General features: G+C 70.0%; 17 protein-coding genes. 11 read left to right on the forward strand and 6 right to left on the reverse strand.

Going from position 1 to position 17,857, the window contains the following annotated elements:
* The coding region (locus D7X74_RS08815; RefSeq protein ID WP_147446510.1) for a chloride channel protein at window positions 1-952 on the forward strand (952 nt) is incomplete at its 5' end.
* A gap of 30 nt (window positions 953-982) precedes the next feature.
* Here the strand turns inward: D7X74_RS08815 and D7X74_RS08820 are convergent.
* Window positions 983-1,972, reverse strand: coding sequence for an NAD-dependent epimerase/dehydratase family protein (locus tag D7X74_RS08820; RefSeq protein WP_120532508.1), 990 nt, complete (start codon window positions 1,970-1,972; stop codon window positions 983-985).
* Window positions 1,973-2,078: 106 nt separating this feature from the next.
* Between D7X74_RS08820 and D7X74_RS08825 the strand changes: the two genes are divergently transcribed.
* The 3 genes from D7X74_RS08825 to D7X74_RS08835 all read left to right on the forward strand — a co-directional run bounded on the left by D7X74_RS08825 (window position 2,079) and on the right by D7X74_RS08835 (window position 6,088).
* Window positions 2,079-2,714 (forward strand): TetR/AcrR family transcriptional regulator, encoded by a 636-nt coding sequence (locus D7X74_RS08825; RefSeq protein ID WP_120532481.1) that lies wholly within the window; start codon window positions 2,079-2,081, stop codon window positions 2,712-2,714.
* Window positions 2,715-2,880: 166 nt separating this feature from the next.
* Complete coding sequence (locus tag D7X74_RS08830) at window positions 2,881-4,551, forward strand: DUF1800 family protein (protein ID WP_120532482.1); 1,671 nt, start codon at window positions 2,881-2,883, stop codon at window positions 4,549-4,551.
* Between the two features lie 4 nt (window positions 4,552-4,555).
* Window positions 4,556-6,088, forward strand: coding sequence for a DUF1501 domain-containing protein (locus D7X74_RS08835; protein ID WP_120532483.1), 1,533 nt, complete (start codon window positions 4,556-4,558; stop codon window positions 6,086-6,088).
* A 62-nt stretch (window positions 6,089-6,150) separates the two neighbouring features.
* Here the strand turns inward: D7X74_RS08835 and D7X74_RS08840 are convergent, their stop codons facing one another.
* Complete coding sequence (locus tag D7X74_RS08840) at window positions 6,151-7,389, reverse strand: hypothetical protein (protein WP_120532484.1); 1,239 nt, start codon at window positions 7,387-7,389, stop codon at window positions 6,151-6,153.
* A gap of 44 nt (window positions 7,390-7,433) precedes the next feature.
* Entirely contained in the window at window positions 7,434-8,318 is an 885-nt protein-coding gene (locus tag D7X74_RS08845; protein WP_120532485.1) for an NAD-dependent epimerase/dehydratase family protein, read from the reverse strand.
* 94 nt (window positions 8,319-8,412) lie between these two features.
* On the opposite strand from D7X74_RS08845, the gene D7X74_RS08850 reads away from it, so the two are divergent.
* On the forward strand, window positions 8,413-9,375 hold the full coding sequence (locus D7X74_RS08850; protein WP_120532486.1) for a LysR family transcriptional regulator: 963 nt from the start codon (window positions 8,413-8,415) through the stop codon (window positions 9,373-9,375).
* A gap of 74 nt (window positions 9,376-9,449) precedes the next feature.
* Window positions 9,450-10,826, forward strand: a complete 1,377-nt coding sequence (locus D7X74_RS08855) for a hypothetical protein (RefSeq protein WP_147446511.1) — start codon at window positions 9,450-9,452, stop codon at window positions 10,824-10,826.
* Window positions 10,827-10,833: 7 nt separating this feature from the next.
* Here D7X74_RS08855 and D7X74_RS08860 read toward each other — a convergent pair whose 3' ends face one another.
* On the reverse strand, window positions 10,834-11,136 hold the full coding sequence (locus tag D7X74_RS08860; RefSeq protein WP_120532488.1) for a DUF3817 domain-containing protein: 303 nt from the start codon (window positions 11,134-11,136) through the stop codon (window positions 10,834-10,836).
* A complete protein-coding gene (locus D7X74_RS08865; RefSeq protein WP_233602032.1) occupies window positions 11,133-11,531 on the reverse strand; it encodes a hypothetical protein in 399 nt (132 codons plus the stop codon). Before D7X74_RS08865 ends, D7X74_RS08860 begins: the two co-directional genes overlap by 4 nt.
* A 125-nt stretch (window positions 11,532-11,656) precedes the next feature.
* On the opposite strand from D7X74_RS08865, the gene D7X74_RS08870 reads away from it, so the two are divergent.
* Window positions 11,657-12,616: a GlxA family transcriptional regulator gene (locus D7X74_RS08870; RefSeq protein WP_120532489.1), complete on the forward strand. Its 960-nt coding sequence runs from the start codon at window positions 11,657-11,659 to the stop codon at window positions 12,614-12,616.
* A 3-nt stretch (window positions 12,617-12,619) separates the two neighbouring features.
* On the opposite strand, the gene D7X74_RS08875 is transcribed toward D7X74_RS08870, so the two are convergent.
* Window positions 12,620-13,546 carry an MBL fold metallo-hydrolase gene (locus D7X74_RS08875; protein WP_120532490.1) on the reverse strand — a complete coding sequence of 309 codons (927 nt, stop codon included), beginning with the start codon at window positions 13,544-13,546 and terminating at the stop codon, window positions 12,620-12,622.
* Window positions 13,547-13,652: 106 nt separating this feature from the next.
* Between D7X74_RS08875 and D7X74_RS08880 the strand changes: the two genes are divergently transcribed.
* From D7X74_RS08880 to D7X74_RS08895, 4 genes are read left to right on the forward strand one after another with little or no spacing between them, the layout of a single operon-like run.
* Entirely contained in the window at window positions 13,653-14,537 is an 885-nt protein-coding gene (locus D7X74_RS08880; RefSeq protein ID WP_120532491.1) for a LysR family transcriptional regulator, read from the forward strand.
* A gap of 41 nt (window positions 14,538-14,578) precedes the next feature.
* Complete coding sequence (locus D7X74_RS08885; protein WP_120532492.1) at window positions 14,579-15,166, forward strand: NYN domain-containing protein; 588 nt, start codon at window positions 14,579-14,581, stop codon at window positions 15,164-15,166.
* Window positions 15,167-15,205: 39 nt separating this feature from the next.
* Window positions 15,206-16,963 carry a DUF885 family protein gene (locus tag D7X74_RS08890; protein WP_120532493.1) on the forward strand — a complete coding sequence of 586 codons (1,758 nt, stop codon included), beginning with the start codon at window positions 15,206-15,208 and terminating at the stop codon, window positions 16,961-16,963.
* Entirely contained in the window at window positions 16,960-17,838 is an 879-nt protein-coding gene (locus D7X74_RS08895) for an alpha/beta hydrolase (protein WP_120532494.1), read from the forward strand. The genes D7X74_RS08890 and D7X74_RS08895 overlap by 4 nt, the downstream gene beginning before the upstream one ends.
* Window positions 17,839-17,857 lie beyond the last annotated feature (19 nt).

The following is a 17,857-nucleotide window of genomic DNA, read 5'->3' on the forward strand; positions in this document are numbered from 1 at the left end:
CGTGGTGGGGGTGGTGGGGTGGCTGTCCCCGCGCACGCTGGGCGTGGGCTACACCAACATCGAGGACATCCTGTCGGGCCGCTTCGTGGGCATGGCCATGATTGCCTTCTGCGCGTTGAAGTTCATCTCCTGGTCCGTGGCGCTGGGAAGCGGGACGTCCGGCGGAACGCTGGCGCCCCTGTTCACGCTGGGCGGAGGTCTGGGCTCCGCCCTGGGCCTGCTCGCCTCGCACCTGTTCCCGGCCCTGGGCGTGGACGTGCGCGTGGCGGCGCTGGTGGGCATGGCCGCCCTCTTCGCGGGGGCCTCTCGCGCGCTGCTGACGTCGGTGGTGTTTGCCTTTGAAACCACGCGGCAGCCCCTGGGCCTGCTGCCACTGCTCGCCGGCTGCTCGGTGTCCTACCTCGTGTCCGCGCTGCTCATGCGGCACTCCATCATGACGGAGAAGCTGGCCCGGCGCGGAGGCCGCATCCCCACGGAGCTGGGCGCGGATGCCCTGGGCCAGGCGCTCGTGCGCGACCACGGCCTGAAGCCCGTGGTGACCCTCCAGGCGGAGCAGCCCCTGGAGGCCGTGCGCGCATGGCTTTCATCCGACGCCGCGGGCTCACGCCACCAGGGCTTTCCCGTCGTCTCCGCCGAAGGCACGCTCCTGGGCGTCCTGACGCGCAGGGATCTGCTGGACGGGCAGGACGCTGGCGTCCGGAGGATGAAGGACCTGGTGAAGCGCCCTCCCGCGGTCGTGTTCGACGACAGCTCCCTGCGCGAGGCGGCGGACCTGATGATGGACGAAGGCGTGGGCCGCCTGCCCGTGATGTCCCGCGAACAGCCCGGTCACCTCGTGGGCATCATCACCCGCAGCGACCTGCTCGCGGGCCACCGGCAGCGCCTGGAGAACGCCCACCGGCGGGAGCGGGGCCTGCGCGCTCCACGCCCCCCGACACCCCACCCGGCCTGACGCCTCTTCGGCCCCGCGCGACGTCGGCCGTCACGTCGTCGCGAGGACCGCCGCCGGGTGCGCCTTCGCCTGCTGCTCGCGCATTTCCACCAGCGTCTGGCGGATGCCCTCCGCGTAGGACGTCTTGTGCACGGTGCCCAGGAGCGCCTTGAGCGCGGAGTCGTCCATCAGCACGGGGTTGGTGAGCAGGTAATACATCTCCACCAGCTCCCGCATGAAGGGGTCGAACAGGCCCGCGAACCGCACCATCCCCTTGCCCATCGTCATCATCTTCGCGGGGCGGCCCGCCTGCGCGTAGATGTCCTCCACCATCTTGCGCTGCGTGGTGACGCCCGCGCCCGCCAGGTTCCAGAAGTGTCCGTACGCGCGCGGCTCGTCCATCAGCGCGGCGACGACGGGGCCCACGTCCTTCACGAAGACGAACTCGTGCGGCGCATCCAGCGGGCCCACGAGCCCAGCGCGCTTGCCCTTCAGCGCGCCGTCGAAGGCCCGGTACAGGAAGCTGCGCTCGGTGCCCGGCCCGTAGAAGTCCGGCAGCCGCAGGATGGTGCCCTTGATGGAGCCAGCAGCGTCGGCGGCGAGCAGCAGGTCCTCCTGCTCCTTGCGCATGCGGCCCTTGAAGGTGTTCGGCTCGCGCGCGTGCGCCTCCGTCACGCGTTCGGTGCGCGGCAGGCCGTAGGGATACACCGTGCCGATGAGCACCACCCGCTCCACCCCTTCCGCGATGGCCGCGTCCAGCGTGCGGCGCATCAGCACCGGGTGCAGGTGGAACTGCCAGTAGTTCACCCCCACCATGTAGATGAGCGTGCGCACACCGCGCGCCGCCGCGCGGATGGACGCCGGGTCCTCCGGGTTCCAGGTGACGATCTGCGCCTTCGGGTCCGCCCCGTATTCCCGCCGCAGGCCCTCCATCGAGCGCCCGACCACCCGGTAGCTCCGCCCCTGCGCCTGGAGCGCTCGCACCACACCCTGACCAATGACGCCTGATGCACCGAACAACGCCACCGTGTCCGTGTCCATGTCGCTCTCCCGGGGAATGAACGGCGCCCAAAACACTGAACACCGTTCTGTAAACACCGTTCATTTATTGCTGGCCGTTCGCGTCGTCAAGTCCTACGCTTGAAACATGGGCATCACGGAACGCAAGGAGCGGCAGAGGGCGGAGCTGCGCGAACACATCCTCCAGGTCGCGCGCGACATGGTGATGAAGGAGGGCTTCGACGCCCTGTCCATGCGCAAGCTCGCGGAAGCCGTGGAGTACGCCCCCGCGACGCTCTACCTGCACTTCGAGAACCGGGACGCCATCGCGCGCGAGCTGTGCGTGCGCGGCTTCCAGGAGCTGTTCGCGGCGCTGGAGCCCGCCGCTCGCGTGAAGGAGCCGGTGGAGCGGCTGTCACGCCTGACGGAGGCCTACCTCGGGTTTGGCCTGAAGCAGCCGGAGACCTACCGCCTCATCTTCATGGAGGATGCCCGGCTGTCCGAGGCCCTGTTCCAGGACGCGAAAGAAGGCGCGGGTCCCCAGTCCTTCGCCGTGCTGGTGCGCGTGTTCGAGGACCTGGAGGCCGCCGGCCGTACCCCGGAAGGCACCCCTCCCGCGCGGCTCGCGGAGGTGTTCTGGGCGGGGCTGCACGGCATCATCAGCCTCAAGCTCACCTGCTCCGGCTTCCAGGGCGCCCCCGCGGAGGTGCTGGGACAGACCCTGGTCACCTCCCTCGTGCGTGAGCCCGCCCGCTCCGCGCGACCGGCCCGACGCTCCCGGTAGGCGGCCGCCCCACGCCCGGGACGGCCCGAAACCTCCCGAGTCATAGGGTTCCCGCACTACCAGAAAAAACCGATTTCACGGAATTCACCAACCTCCTAGAATCCGCTGCGACGTCGCGGCCCCGACGTTCCCGGGGTCGTCCCCCGCAGTTCCAGGAGGTATCCGGATGCTTCGTCGCACCGCCCTGGCCTTCGCCCTGTGCGCCGTATCCTGCACAGGGGCCGATGGCCCCCCCGAACAGTCACCTCCCGCCGAGCAGGTCCTGGGCGAAGCCCAGCAGGCCGTGGATTCGCTCGAAACCCCCGGTGAGGCGAACAGCATCCGCTTCCTGGAGCAGTCGTCCTTCGGCCCGCGTCTGGCGCGCACCGTGACCACGCCGCCCGTGGGCACCGTGGAGCACGTGATGGCGGTGGGCATCCCCGCGTCGCTCACGGAGCAGTTCGCGCTCCAGCCCGCCGCGCAGTTCAGCGGAGCGGACACCGCCCCGGACCTGGGCTCGCAGTTCTTCCTGCGCGCCGTCGCCGGAGAGGACCAGTTGCGGCTGCGCGTGGCGTTCGCGCTCAGCCAGATCATGGTCGCCTCGCAGTTGGGCATCCCGGAGTCGACCCGGACGGCGTACTCGGATCCGAAGACGGCGATGGCCGGGTACATGAACCTGCTGTCGACGCATGCCTTCGGGAACTTCCGCGACCTGATGGAGGCGGTGACGAAGAGCCCCGCCATGGGCCGCTACCTGGACATGGTCAACAACCGCGCGTTCAACTCGGCGGGCAATCCCATTGATCCGAACGAGAACTACGCGCGGGAGATGCTCCAGCTCTTCACGCTCGGCCTGCACAAGCTGAACATGAACGGCTCGGTGCAGCTCGACACCAACACCGGTCAGCCCAAGCCCGCGTATACGGAGGCCCAGGTGCAGGCCTTCGCCAGCACGCTGTCGGGGTGGACCTGGAAGGCCGCCGCGTGTCCCGCCAAGGGCGGCACCATCACCACGCCGGACTACACGCAGCCGATGATGGCGTGCGGTGTGAACCACGACAAGGGCTCGAAGCAGCTCCTGCGAGGCTTCTCCACCACGGAGGGCGCGTCCCCGGAAGTGCACCTGCAGGAGGCGCTGGACAACGTCTTCAACGACCCCAACGTCCCGCCCTTCATCAGCAAGCAGCTCATCCAGCACCTGGTCACCAGCAACCCGACGCCGGCCTACGTGAAGCGCGTGGCCACCGTCTTCGCGAAGGAGGGGGATCGCGGCAACCTGAAGGAGGTGGTGCGCGCCATCCTGGAGGACACCGAGGCGCGCGGCGCCCAGCCGCCCCTGGCGCTGCGGCCCGGCTTCGGCCACCTGCGCTCGCCCGCGCTGTTCATCACCAACACGGTGCGCTGGCTGGAGCCCACGTTGGATGTGAACAAGGATCCGGGCCTCCGGCTGAGCAATTGGAGCAAGAGCCTGGGCCAGTGGGTGACGCGCTCGCCGTCTGTCTTCAGCTACTACCCGCCCAACGCCCCCGCTCCCGACACCGACGGCCTGCTCGGCCCCGAGTTCGCCATCCTCGACACGGCGACCGTCACCGCGCGCGCCAACTTCGTGCACGAGTTCCTCTACTCGAACATGGCGGTCAACTCGGGCATCACCGTGGACTACAACCTGGTGCCGTCCGACCCCACGGCGCTGGTCGACTGGCTGGGCCAGTACTGGCTGCACGGCACGATGGATCCGGCGCTGAGGACGCGCCTCTTGAGCGCGCTCGCGGATCCGAACGCAGGCACGGTGCTGCGCAAGAAGAAGCTCGCCCTCTACCTCACCTCGCTTTCTCCCTCCTTCCAGGTCCAGCGGTGACTTCATGAGCACCACCCGACGCCAGTTCCTCCGAGGGGCCACGAGCAGCCTGGGCTTCCTCGCCGCCGCCTCTTCCCTGCCCCGCTGGATGGGCAACGCCTACGCCGCCACGCCCGCGGGCTACGCCGGCTCCCGTGTCGCCGTCTGTGTCTTCCTGCTGGGAGGCAGTGACAGCAACAACGTGCTCGTGCCGCGCCTGGGCGCCCAGAACGCGAACTACCTGGCGGCCCGCCCCAACGTGGGCATCCCGCTGGGCGACCTGCTCATCATCAACCCGACGGGACAGGCGCAGACGAACGCCTACGGTCTGCACCCGTCGCTGCTCAAGGTGCGCGACCACTTCAACGCGGGCCGCGCCGCCTTCGTGTGCAACGTGGGCCCGCTCGTCAAGCCGCTGACCAAGGCGGACTACACGGCCAGCCTGGACGTGCCGGAGAACCTCTTCTCCCACAGCGACCAGCAGGACGCCTGGGCCAGCGCGCTGGCGAACCCCACCACCAGCACGGTGACGTCCGACCTCAAGGTGACGGGCTGGGGCGGGCGCGCAGCGGACAAGCTGCACATCCTCAACAGCAGCACCCCGCCGGACTATCCGGAGGTGACGTCCTTCGGCGGCAAGCCGCGCTTCACCGTCGGCGCCGAGCGCAAGCCGTTGATGGTCGCCGCCGATGGCACGCTCGCGTTCCGCACCGTGGGGGACGCGCCCTTCGACGCGCTCCAGCAGCAGGCGCTCAAGGACGTGATGGCCTTTCAGGACAGCGTGGCGCTGGAGGGCTCCTACGCGGGCGTCTTCGGCACCGCGCAGACGTTCGCCACCGCGAGAGCGGCCGCGCGTGACGCCGCGTGGACGCAGGTCGCCGTGGGGACTCGCGCGACCATCGATACGCTGTTCGCGACGCCCGTGGGCAAGGACCGGTGGACGCTGCACACCCAGCTCTACCAGGTGGTGCGCGACCTGGTCGCGGGGGCCATTCCCGCCGCCAGTGGAGGGTTGGGCTTGAAGCGCCAGGTGTTCTCCGTGGGCTTCGGCGGCTTCGACACGCACCAGAACCAGGATGTCGATCAGCCGGAGCTGCTCGCGCAGCTGGACTTCGCGCTGGACGCGTTCCAGCAGGCCATGAACCTGTTGGAGGCGGACCCGGCTTTCGGAGGCAACGCGCCGCAGTCCACGCTCTTCACCATGAGCGACTTCAACCGCACGCTGCAGGAGAACGTGGAGCGGGGCACCGACCACGCCTGGGGCGGCCACGTGCTGGTGATGGGCAACCGCGTGGCGGGCAACAAGCTCTATGGCGCCTTCCCGAACCTGGACCTGAGCGGCTCGCTCGACGGCTCCACGGACGACAAGGGCCGCTGGCTTCCCTCGGTGACGGTGGAGCAGTACGGCTTCACGCTCGCCTCGTGGCTGGGGCTGAACACCGCCGAGGAACGGGACTACGTGTTCCCCAACCTCGCCGGCTACGTGCAGGACGCCATCACGCGCGGCTTCCCGGCGCTGGCGCAGCGGCACAAGCTGAGCTTCATGCTTCCGGACTGAGGTCCGTGCGGCACGGGAAGGCCGCGGGCCTGTTCGGCTCGCGGCCTCCCTGTTCCAAGGCGTCAGGGCACGCAGGCGGGCATGCCGGGCAGCACGGCGTAGCCCCGGTCGCAGCCCACGTCGCGCACCGCGAGCGCGCGGTCCTGGGCGTTGTAGGTCTGAAGCGCGGCGGCCAGCTCCGCGACGAGCTGGGTCTTCAGCGTCTGCGTCTGGGACGAGGGGCCAGAGGCCAGTCCGCGCGCGGTGGCCAGCTCCAGGAGCGCGTCGAACACCTCGCCCAGCGCGGCCTCCGTGGTGCGCTCGCGCGCCGGGAGCGCGGAGAAGTCGGTGCCCGTCTCCCAGACATGGCGGAGCACGTGCAGCGTCTGGACGCATTCGGCGTTGGACATGTCGATGGTGAAGGTGCGCGGCAGACCCACGGGGCCGGTGTTCGTGGACGCGTCCGTGCAGACGTGGTGCGAGATGCGATCCGCCAGCGTGTGCAGGTAGATGCCGGCCCGAGCGTCGGCGGCGTACGTCCCGATGTACGCGTCGAAGCCGGTGGACAGCACGCCGGTGCCCACGTCGATGACCTGCGGCCCGGTGGGCGCGCTGAACGGCACCGAGAAGGGCCCCACCGCAGCGAGGCTGCCGCTGACGACGCCGGGCTGGCTGTTCCACTGGTAGCACAGGGGCCCCTGCGCGTAGTTGGCCCCGGACACCGGCACCGTCAAGCCGCCGGTGCAGCCGCGCCCCGCGCCCTGCCCCTGGAGCGCCCAGGCGCGGAGGTTGGTGAGCAGCACCTCGTCCGGGTCGCTGGCGTCCGGGTGCAGGCCGTCCACCGCGGGGTCGGGGTACGCGGCGCCGCCGTTGCGCGGGGCGACGAAGTGGAAGAGCACGCCACCGTGCTCGAAGTCGCCCCGGGTGACGCCGGTGATGGACTTCGTGGTGAGGGCCGTCGCGTTCGTCGCGGGAGCCCCCGTGAGCGTGCGCGGCGCGAACGTCCCCAGGTCCGTCGCTTCGTCGTAGGCGGCGATCCAGTACGCGCTGGTGGCGGTGAAGCCCACGGCCTGCGCCAGGAGGTAGGTGGCGTCGACGTGGATGAGGCTGCGTCCCCCGCTGGACTGCTCCTTGGCGTTCGCCGCGGCCGTCAGCGCCGCCGACTTGCATGCCGCGGAGGCGTCTCCGGACGCGCAGCCGGCGGGCAGCGGCTGACAGTTGAGCGGGGCGGTGCCATTCGCCGCGTAGCAGAGGTCCTCGCCGAAGGCGAAGACGGGGGTCGTGAACAGCAGCGAGGCCAGGAGCAGGGGGCGTCGGGTCATGCCCTCCTCAACCCCTCCCACCCTGGATGGTTGCGGGTGGGCGCCTACTTCATCTGCGCGATGACGTCGAACACCGAGGGCCGGTGGGGTTTCCAGCCCAGCGCCCGGGCCCGCTTCGCGTGGATGCGGCTGTTGGACGCGAGCGCCAGACGTCCCAGCTCCACGCCCCAGAGCTTCTCCGCCTCCGGCACCGGCATACTGCCGACGGGCAGGCTGTAGCGCTTGCCGATGGCGGTCACCACGTCGCGGAAGTTCGCCTCGCCATTCTCCGCGAAATAGAACGTTCCGGCCGGCGCGCGCTCCAGCACCATCAGGTACAGGTCCGCCAGGTCCTCGATGTGCACGTTGGACCAGACGTTCTCGCCCTTCCCGATGTAGCGGGCGGTGCCCGTCTCCCGCGCGTACTTGATGAGCGGTGGCAACTGGACGCTGTCCGGGTTGAGGCCCAGGCCCTTGCCGTAGATGAGGCACGGGCAGATGACGTTGGTGTGGATGCCCTCCTTCTTCGCCTCCAGCACGAGCGTGTCCAGCGCGATGCGGGCCACCTTCTCCGGGACGGGGTCGATGGGCATGTCCTCGTCATGCACCTGCGTCGTCAGCGTGCCGCCGGTGTCGGTGGCGACGATGCTGGAGCCGCTGGTGTGGATGAAGTGCTTGTTCGACCCCTTGAGCGCGGCGAGCAACACCTCCACGGTCTTGCGATCATCCGCGGACGCCGCGTTGATAACGGCATCCGCTTCCTTCGCCAGCCGCGTCAGCACGTCCACGTCGTCGAACGAGGCGACGGTGGCCTGGATGCCACGCGCCTCCAGCTCGCGGGCCTTGTCCTGCGTCCGGGCGGTGCCCACCACCTGGTGTCCCGCCGCCATCAGCCGAACCGCCACCGACCCACCGATGTACCCCGTCGCGCCCAGCACGAAGACTTTCATGACCTGCTCCTGTGAGAGGAATCACAACCTGCATTGTTCCCAGGTGGACGGGTAGTGGCTTGTCGGGCACATGTCCTGTTCCTAGAGTTCGCGAATGACCCTCCTCCAGGAGCCGCTCGCCGGGCTGGGCGCGTTCGTGCGCACGATTGAGTCCGGCAGCTTCAGCGCGGCGGCGCGATCGCTCGGCGTGTCCCCGTCCGCGGTCAGCAAGACGGTGGCCCGGCTGGAGGGCCGCCTGGGGGTGTTGCTTCTGCAACGCGGCACCCGGACGCTCCAGCCGACCCCGGAGGGGCTGGCCCTGTTCGAGCGGGGCCAGCGCATCGTGGCGGAGCTGGAAGCGGCGCAGGGGGAGCTGCGCGAATCGAAAGGCCCCCGGGGGCCGCTGCGCATCACCGCGCCCATGGACCTGGGCCGCTACTGGCTGGTGCCCAGGCTGCCCGCGTTCCTGGCCGCGTATCCGCAGGTCGAGTGCGAGCTGGGGCTCACCGACCGCTTCATCGACCTGGTGGAGGAGCGGATGGACGTGGGACTGCGCATGGGGGAGAGCGCGGATGCGCGGCTGATCCGCAAGCGGCTGGGAGACTCGCGCGCGGTCATCTGCGCGTCGCCCGCGTACCTGCGCCGGCGCGGCACGCCCCGGAAGGTGGCCGACCTCCAGCGCCATGCGTGTCTGGCCTATCTGCGTGACGGGCAGCGCGTCCCGTGGAGGCTGGATGGCGTCGCGGTGGACGTGCCCGGTCCCTTCGCATCCGACAACAACGAAGCGCTGCTGGCGCTGGCGTTGGAGGGCGTGGGCATCGCGCGCATCCCGGAGTTCGTGGCGGAGCAGGCCCTGGCCGACGGACGGCTCCAGTCCCTGCTGACCTCCGTGCACACGCCTGGGCCCGACGTGTACATCGTCTATCCGGAGCGCCGGCACCTGTCGCCGCGCGTCCGCGTCTTCGTCGACTTCGTGTCCGAAGCCTTCCAGGAGATGGATTCGCGGACGCCCACACCTGCGCGGGGGCGAACGAGGAAGGGGGCAGCGCCTCCCGGGGGCGGAGCGGCGAAGCGGTAGGGGCCGGGTGTCCGCGCCTTGTTAGAGTCCTCCGAGCGCCGTGGCGAACCCGTCCGGCCAGGGGTTGTCCACACATGCGGATGTGTCTCACGGCTCGAGGGATTCTGGGTGCGGCGGCGTGTTGGCTGCTGGTGGGCTGTGGCGGCGGCGACGTGAAGGTCCGGGGCCACGTCACCCAGGGCATCGGCCAGCAGCCCCAGGGGCTCACCGACGGCAAGCCCGCGCTGGGCGGCGACGGGGCGGTGTCGGCCACGGTGAAGGTGCGTGCCAGCAGCGTGGGTTCGGACGGTGCGTTGAAGCGACTGGCCGAGGCGGACGTCGAGTCAGGCGGAGGCTACAGCCTGGAGCTGGACGAGGCGCACGACCGGGTGGTCATCGAGGCGGTGGATTCAAAGGGTCTCACGGTGGCCTCCGCGCTGCTGGACTCCACGCAGCCGGCGGAGAGAGAGGACGCGCGCATCGCGCCCCCCATCAACACGGAGTCCTCGTTGGAGGCGGAGGTGTTCGTGCGGATGGTGAAGGACGGAGCCTCGCCTACAAGCGTGGACACGGTGGACCTGCGCACCCGGATCAACCTGGAGCAGGCGGCGGCGGTGCGCGGCGATTCGAGCGACGAAGCAGCGGCGGGTTCCGTGAAGGCGCTCGCGGCGGCGATGCGTGCAGCGCAGGCCACGCGGCTCAAGGCGTACGCCCGGGCGGGCTCCCTCGTCACGCAGGAGTATCTCTTCGCGGCGTCGTTGGATGCGGCAGCGAAGCTCGACGCCGGGCTGGATGCGGGTGGGGAGTCCTCCACGGAGGCGTACGACGCGTTCTTCGCGGCGGTGCGCGAAGCCACGAAAGAGGCGAACGCGCAGCAGGAACAGCAGGCGGAGCGCGAAGCCAGCGTGGCGTTCCGCTTCGTGGTGAAGGCGAAGGCGCCAGCGGGCTCCGGCATCGCCGACGCATCGGTGCGGTCGGCCGCCGCGCTGGAAGGTCGCGCCACCGAGGCCTCCGTACAGGCCCTCCTCCAGGCAGCCAGCGCGACCGAAGCGCTGACGGCCCAGGCGGACACCGCCGCCACCACCCTTCGCACCGGGCTGGCCGGCGCCCCTTCCGCCAGTGCGGCTGGTCAGTCCTGGGCGAACTACTCCACGCAGCTCGCCTTCAGCGGACGCACGTCGGTGCTGGGCACGCATCTCGGGGTGACCGCCGACACGCAGCTTCACTTCCAGGACGCGGTGAATGCCAGCATCGAGGCGCTCCTCACGCTCGACGCGGCGCTGGGTGTCATCGCGGCACAAGCCGGCGAAGCCAGCAGCACGTTCCTCTCCGATGCCATCGTCAACGCCTACTCCACCTATGACGCGGCCTTGAGGATCCAGGCCAGCACCCGCCTCGACCCCTTTGGCGCGAAGGCAGCGTCGGGCGCGGAGCTATTGGTCATCTCCGCGGGTGCGTTCCGCGGGGGGTAAGCAAGGCTCACCCTGGCGCCCCCTCCTCCTCCTCACGCTTGAGGGCGCGGTCCAGCACGAAGTTCCCGAACGGCACCAGCGACGCGCCGAATGCCGCGAACGAGCGCCGCGCGGGCCATCCGTGCTCGGAGGCCGCTCGGAACAGCGAGGACACGAAGAGCAGGAACAGGAGTCCGTGGACGCTGCCCGCGATGCGCACCGCCAGCGGCTGTCCGAGCAGGTACTTCACCGGCATCGCCACGAAGAGCAACCCCAGGAAGGACATCCCTTCCAGGAAGGCGATGAGCCGCAACTGTCGCAGCGCGTTCATGAGTCCACCCCGGGCCAGCGCGGCCGGAAGATCATCAGCACCAGCACGAAGAAGAACGGCACCACGGCCATCAACGCCCCCGCCACCGTGCGGCGCTCGCGTGTCGCCATGGCCACCAGCGCGAGCTGTGACAGCAACGACAACGACAGCCCACCCAGGATCCACGGCTCCGTCAGCGCCAGATTGAGTTGGAGCGTGAGGAAGTAGCCCGCCGTCCACGTCACCAGCAGCCCCGGTGACGCGATGGCATGCACCGCTCGCTTGCGGTCCACCGGGCTCGTGGCCACCAGCGCCCCGATGAGCCCCCCTCCGTAGAGCACCACGCCAGAGAACTTGAGCAGGAGCAGGAAGCGGTAGATCAGCACCAACAGCCTCGGGGACCCGATGGCGTCCATCGCCACGAAGCCCCGTATGGCATGCGCCCTTCCGGAGACGTGAGTGGCGGAAACGCCAATCTTCAACGACTTCCCGCCAGGCACAGCCACCTGGCGGGAACCCGTCGGACTGGTATCTTCCCGCCATGCACGTCGTCGCCATCGTCGCGCTGGATGGAGTGGTGTCGTTCGATCTCTCGACACCGTGCGAGGTGTTCGGCTGCGTCCGCCTCCCTGGTGGCGCCCCCGGCTATCAGGTCCGCGTCTGCGGGGTGACACCCGAAGTCAACGCGGGCCCCTTCCAACTGAAGACCCGCTACGGACTGGCGGAGCTGGCCCGGGCGGACACCCTCATCCTGCCCGGCGTCTCGGACATCTCCGCGCCAGTGCCACCCCGGCTGGTGAGCGCGGTCCGCGCCGCGGCCACCCGGGGCACGCGCATCGCGTCCATCTGTTCGGGGGCCTTCCTGCTCGCCGCGACAGGGCTGCTCGATGGGCTTCGCGCGACGACCCACTGGCTGGCCACGGAGGAGCTGACCCGGCGCCACCCGGAGATCCAGGTGGATCCGAACGTCCTCTATGTCGACAACGGCCAACTCCTGACTTCAGCCGGCGCTGCCGCGGGGCTCGACCTGTGCCTGCACCTGGTGCGGCGGGACTACGGCTCCGCGGTGGCGGCGGAAGCGGCACGGCGGTCGGTGATGCCCCTGGAGCGCGACGGCGGCCAATCCCAGTTCATCACCCACGCACCGCCCACCCCGGAAGGCGCATCGCTGCAACCCCTGCTGCGGTGGATGGAGGACCACCTCCACAAGCCCCTCACCCTGCCCTCCCTCGCTCGCAAGGCGGCGCTGAGCGAGCGCACCCTGAGCCGCCGCTTCCGGGAACAGACCGGCACCACGCCCCTCCAGTGGCTGCTCCGCGCCCGCGTGCGCCGCGCCCAACACCTGCTGGAGACCACCGGCCAGTCCGTGGAAGCCGTCGCGGAGAAGGTGGGCTTCGGCTCGACGACGGCCTTCCGCGAACACTTTCAACGCATCGTCACCACCAGCCCCCTGGCCTACCGCCGCGCGTTTCGCGGCGGCGGCGCGGGTGCCTCGCACTGAAGCTCAGTGCTGGTGACCGAAGCGCACCTCCACCCCGGGATGCGCCGCGACGAACGCGCGCAGCTTGCGGAAGCTCTCCACGCTGCGCGGCCCATCCTGGGTGAACGTGCCCGGCTCCACGTCGTGCTCCCACCCCCAGCGCGTGTGGCTGGCATCCCCCAGCAGCAGCACCGGCCCCTTGGTCGAGCGCACCAGGTACGCGGTGCTCCCCGGCGTGTGACCGGGCACCCAGAGCGCCCACACGGACCCATCCCCGAAGATGTCCACCGCGCCCTCGAAGAGGCCCTGCGGATCCGCGGTGTAGTTCCACTCCGACAGCGCCGGCTTGCCCTCCAGCGCGCGGTCGACGGCGCCCTGCACGAACAGGTTCACGAAGTTGCGCTTGGCGGCCTCTCCCGGGCCGGTGAAGACGGGCGTCCCCGCCGGAACATCCGCCATGCCGGTGATGTGGTCCGGGTGCAGGTGCGTGAGGAAGACACCCGCCACCGGCTTCGGCTGCTTCGCCAGCCACTCACCCAGCGGCATGAGCACCTTCATCTTCTCCATGTGCATCTGGCTCGCCACGATGCCGCGCATCGCGGACCGGTCCGGCGCGTCCCGCAGGGCCGTCTCCATTCCGGTGTCCACGATGTACAGACCCTGCGACGGATGCCGCAGCGCATGGAAGAAGACCTGGATGGGCTCGTCGTCATCCTTCAACTGCGCCGCCTTCGCCGTGGGGTGGTCCAGGTTGATGAGACCGCCGCGCTCCACCGCCCAGTCGCAGGACGTGATGGTCTCCAGTTCCACCGGCCCCGGCGCATCCAGCTCCGCGAGCAGCGCGGACGCGGGCTTCGTCACCCCCAGCGCGGACTTCTGGAAGTCGTGGGAGGACGTGGCGCAACCGGTGCCGACCACCGCGAGGCAGAGCGCGAGCAGCGTGGACTTCATGGCGAGAACTCCTTCCGGGACGGGCCCGGGCGTTCGATACGAACCGCACCATGGAGGATCCACCCATGGATGGGAATCCATGAAATGGGCATGATGCCATCCCTTTATGGATATCTCCTGGGACGACGCCCGGCTGTTCCTGGCCATCGCGGAGACAGGCAGCTTCAGTGCCGCCGCGCGGCGGCTGCGCCTTGGACAGCCCACCGTGAGCCGCCGGCTGGCCGCGCTGGAGTACGCGGTGGGCGCGGCGCTGTTCCGCCGGAGCGTGGACGGCGCGGCGCTGACGGCGGCCGGCGAGCGGCTGGTGGTGCCGGCGAAGAAGATGGCGGAGTGGGCCGGCGAGCTGCACCGCGCGGCGGAGTCCGCGGACAGCTCACCCCGGGGCCTCGTGCGGGTGACGAGCACGCCCTACCTGGGCTTCGACTTCCTGGCCCCCTTCGCGGCCTTCGTCGCCCAGAAGCACCCGGGCCTCCGGCTGGAGGTTCAGTCACAGGTGCAGTACCTGGACCTGGCGCGCGGAGAGGCGGACCTCGCGCTGCGCAGCCGGCCTCCCACCAGTCCGGACCTCAAGCTCGTGGACACGCTGGAGTTCACCAACGCCGTCTTCGTCTCCAAGGCGCTCAAGGCGCGGCTGCCGAAGAAGGTGACGCTCCAACAACTTCCGTGGGTGGCCTGGGCGCCCCCGTTCGACACGGTGCCGCCCAACCCCCAGTTGGAGTCGCTCATCCCCGGCTTCGCGCCGTCGTTCACCGCGGACAACTACCTGCTGCTGGTCGCGGCGGCGGAGGCCGGGCTGGGCGCCATGGTGCTGGGGCGCATGGCGCACCGCTTCCAACGGCCGACGCAGCTCGTGCCCCTGGAGCTGGACCTGGGGCCCTTCGCCCGGAGCCAGACACACCTGGTGTGCGCGAAGTCCGCCTTGGATATTCCGCGTGTGCGGAGGGTCTCGGAATTGTTGCTTGCTGAGTTCCAGCGGATCCGCGCGCGCTGAAGATGCCCCCAATCGCCAGCGGGGCGCGTATTGTCACCGCCATGCAACCCGTCCGTCCAGCCGCCGCCTCCTACGTGCTCATCGACGCCGAGAACGTCGACTGGGCCGTCTCCAACATCGTGGGCCGCAAACCCGAACCCCAGGATCGGGTGCAGTTCGACCGGCTCATCGGCTTCTGTGAAACATATTTCCCCAAGCCGGTGCGCTGCGTGGTGGTGCTCAACGCGCGCGGGGAGCAGCTCCCGGACGCGATGATCGGCTTCGTGCGCGCCCTGAAGTCCGCGGGCTGCGAGGTCGCGCTGCTGCACGGCCGGCCGGATCAGAAGGTCGTGGACCTGGGCATCCTGAAGCTGCTGGAGAACATCCGCACCCAGCGCCCCGGCGCGGCGGTGGGACTCGCCAGCCACGACGGCGCGGACTTCGCGGAGGCCCTCAAGCCGCTGCTGGAGGAGAAGCGCCAGGTGGCAGTGCTGGGCCTGCGCGAATACGTCAGCCAGCGCTTCCGTGAACTGGTGCCGTCCGGTTTGAAGATCGTCGACCTGGAGCTCAACGCCAAGGTCTTCCAGCGTCCCCTGCCGCGCATCCTGCCGGTCAACGTGGACGAGTTCGATCCGTCGATGTTCGTGTAGTCGCGGTCCGTCGCAGCGCTCCCCTTCCGGAGTCCGTCCATGTCTCCCGAATCCACCTCCCAGCGCGGCGGCGCCTCCGCCGCGCTGCACGCCCTGCTGGACGCGGAGTGGCAGTACTCGCTCCAGCAGTACCCCACCTATGCCTCGCTGCTGGGGGACCGCCGGTGGAACGACCGGTGGGACGACCTGAGCCTCGCCGGGCTGGAGGCGGACCACCGGCACAGCCATGACGTGCTGGCGAAGCTTGCCCGCGTGGACCGCGAGGCCCTGGACGACGACGCGGACCGGCTCCACCTGGACCTCTTCCGCCGGATGCACGAGACGTGGGTGGAGGAGTACGGGGTGAAGTGGCACCTGCTGCCCCTCAACCAGCTGGGCGGCCTGCCGGAGGGGCTCAAGCAACCGCCGGGACTCCAGACGGCGTACCAGTTGGCGGACACCCTGCGCTTCGAGACGGTGCGGGACTACGAGGACTGGGTGAAGCGCCTGGAGCGCTTCGGGACCTACGCGGATCAGGTGGTGGCCCTGATGCGCGAGGGCCTGCGCCAGCACCGCATCCACCCGCGCATCGTGCTCCAGCGCATCCCGCCGCAACTGGAGCGGCAGCTCGTCTCGGACGCTACCCAGAGCGGCTTCTACGGCCCCTTCACCCGCATCCCCAAGGACGTGCCGGAAGCGGACGCGCGACGGCTGGCGCAGGCAGGCCGCGACGCCATCGTGAACGCGGTGGTGCCCGCGCTCCGGCGCACCCGGGACTTCCTCCTGACGGAGTACCTGCCCGCCGCCCCGGAGACCGTGGGCGTGTGGCAGTTCCCGGATGGTGAAGCACTGTACTCGGTCCTCGCGCGCCGGCACACGACGACGCGCCTGTCCCCCGAGGAGATCCACGCGGTGGGCCTGGAAGAGGTGAAGCGGCTGCGCGCGGAGATGCTCCAGGTGATGGCGCGCACGGGCTTCACCGGCACGCTCCAGGAGTTCTTCGAAGCGCTGCGCACACAGACACGCTTCTACGAGCCCACGGGCGAAGCGCTGCTCGCGCGCTACCAGGCGCTGGCGAAGCGCATCGACCCGCTGCTGGAGCGGCTGTTCCGCACGATGCCCAAGAAGCCCTACGTCGTCGAACCCGTTCCGGAGGCGATGGCCCCGGACGTGACGACGGGCTTCTACTTCCCCGCCGCCTCGGACGGCTCGCGCCCGGGCCTCTTCCAGGTGAACCTCTACCGGCCGGAGACGCGGCCCGTCTGGGAGATGGTGCCCCTGACGCTGCACGAGGCCGTGCCGGGCCACCACTTCCAGATCTCCCTCGCCTCCGAACAGACGCAGCTTCCGGAGTTCCGCCGCTTCACGTCCTACGTCGCCTTCGACGAGGGCTGGGCGCTGTACTGCGAGTCCCTGGGCGACGAGCTGGGCCTGTACGAAGACCCGCACGACAAGTTCGGCCAGCTCGCCTTCGAGATGTGGCGCGCGGTGCGGCTGGTGGTGGACACCGGCCTGCACGCGAAGCAGTGGACGCGGCGACAGGCCCTGGACTTCTTCATGGAGAACGCCCCGCGCCAGGAGCTGGACGTCACCAACGAGGTGGACCGCTACATCGCGTGGCCGGCGCAGGCGCTGGCGTACAAGGTCGGCCAGCTGCGGATCAGCGCCCTGCGCGCGAAGGCGGAGGCCACGCTGGGCTCACGCTTCGACGTGAAGGCCTTCCATGATCAGGTGCTGCTGACCGGCTCGCTGCCACTGGACGTCCTGGAGGCGAAGCTGGACGCGTGGATGGAGCAAGAGGCCCGGGGCCCGGCATGAAGCGCGGGCTCGTCACCGGGCTGCTGCTGGGCGGGGTGGTGCTGCTGGGGCTGGCGGCCTGGGTCGCGGTGCGCAGCGCGCGCTACATCGACTCGGAGGTGCATCCCCCGCGCAATCCGGTGGGACCGCTCCCGGAAGACGCCGTGTTCGCCGGACTGCGCGCCGTGGCGTTCCAGGCCGGTGAAGGGCTGGGGCTCAAGGGCTGGTATCTGCCGCCGCGCAATGGAGCGCTCGTCATCCTGGTGCATGGCCTCTCAGGCAACCGTACACAACTGTTGCCGGAGGCCCGCTTCCTCGCCCGGGAAGGATACGGGCTGGTGCTGTTCGACCTGGGCGCGCACGGCGAAAGCGACGGGACGGTGTCCACCTACGGCGACCGCGAGGCGGATCAGGTGCGGGCGGCGGTGGACTTCGCGGCGCGCCAGCCGGAGGTGGACGCCCGGCGCATGGGCGCGCTCGGGTTCTCCCTGGGCGGCTACTCGGTGCTGAAGGCGGCGGCGGGTGATCCGCGCCTCAAGGCCGTGGTGGTGGAGGCCGCGGCCGTCGCGCCCGCGCAGGCGCTCCAGGACGAGCTGGGTCACTATGGCCCTCTGGGCCTGTGGCCGGCGCTGGGCGTGATGAAGCGCGCGGGCGTGGACGTGAACGCCGTGCAACCCGCCCGGGACATGGCCACGCTGACCGGCCGCCCCGTCCTGCTGGTGGCCGGCACCGAGGACCCGTGGGTGCCCGACTCCGCCCTGGACCACCTGCTGGGTCAGGGCCGCGGGCCCTGGGAGAAGTGGCGGGTGCCGGGCGCGGGCCATGGGGACTACCTCCTGGCTTCTCCCGAGGAGTACCCCCGCCGCGTGCTCGGGTTCTTTTCGCGCTTTCTCTGAATACGTACGCAGGGCCGAA

The organism is Corallococcus sp. CA047B, assembly GCF_003612065.1.
Taxonomy (GTDB): Bacteria; Myxococcota; Myxococcia; order Myxococcales; family Myxococcaceae; genus Corallococcus; species Corallococcus praedator.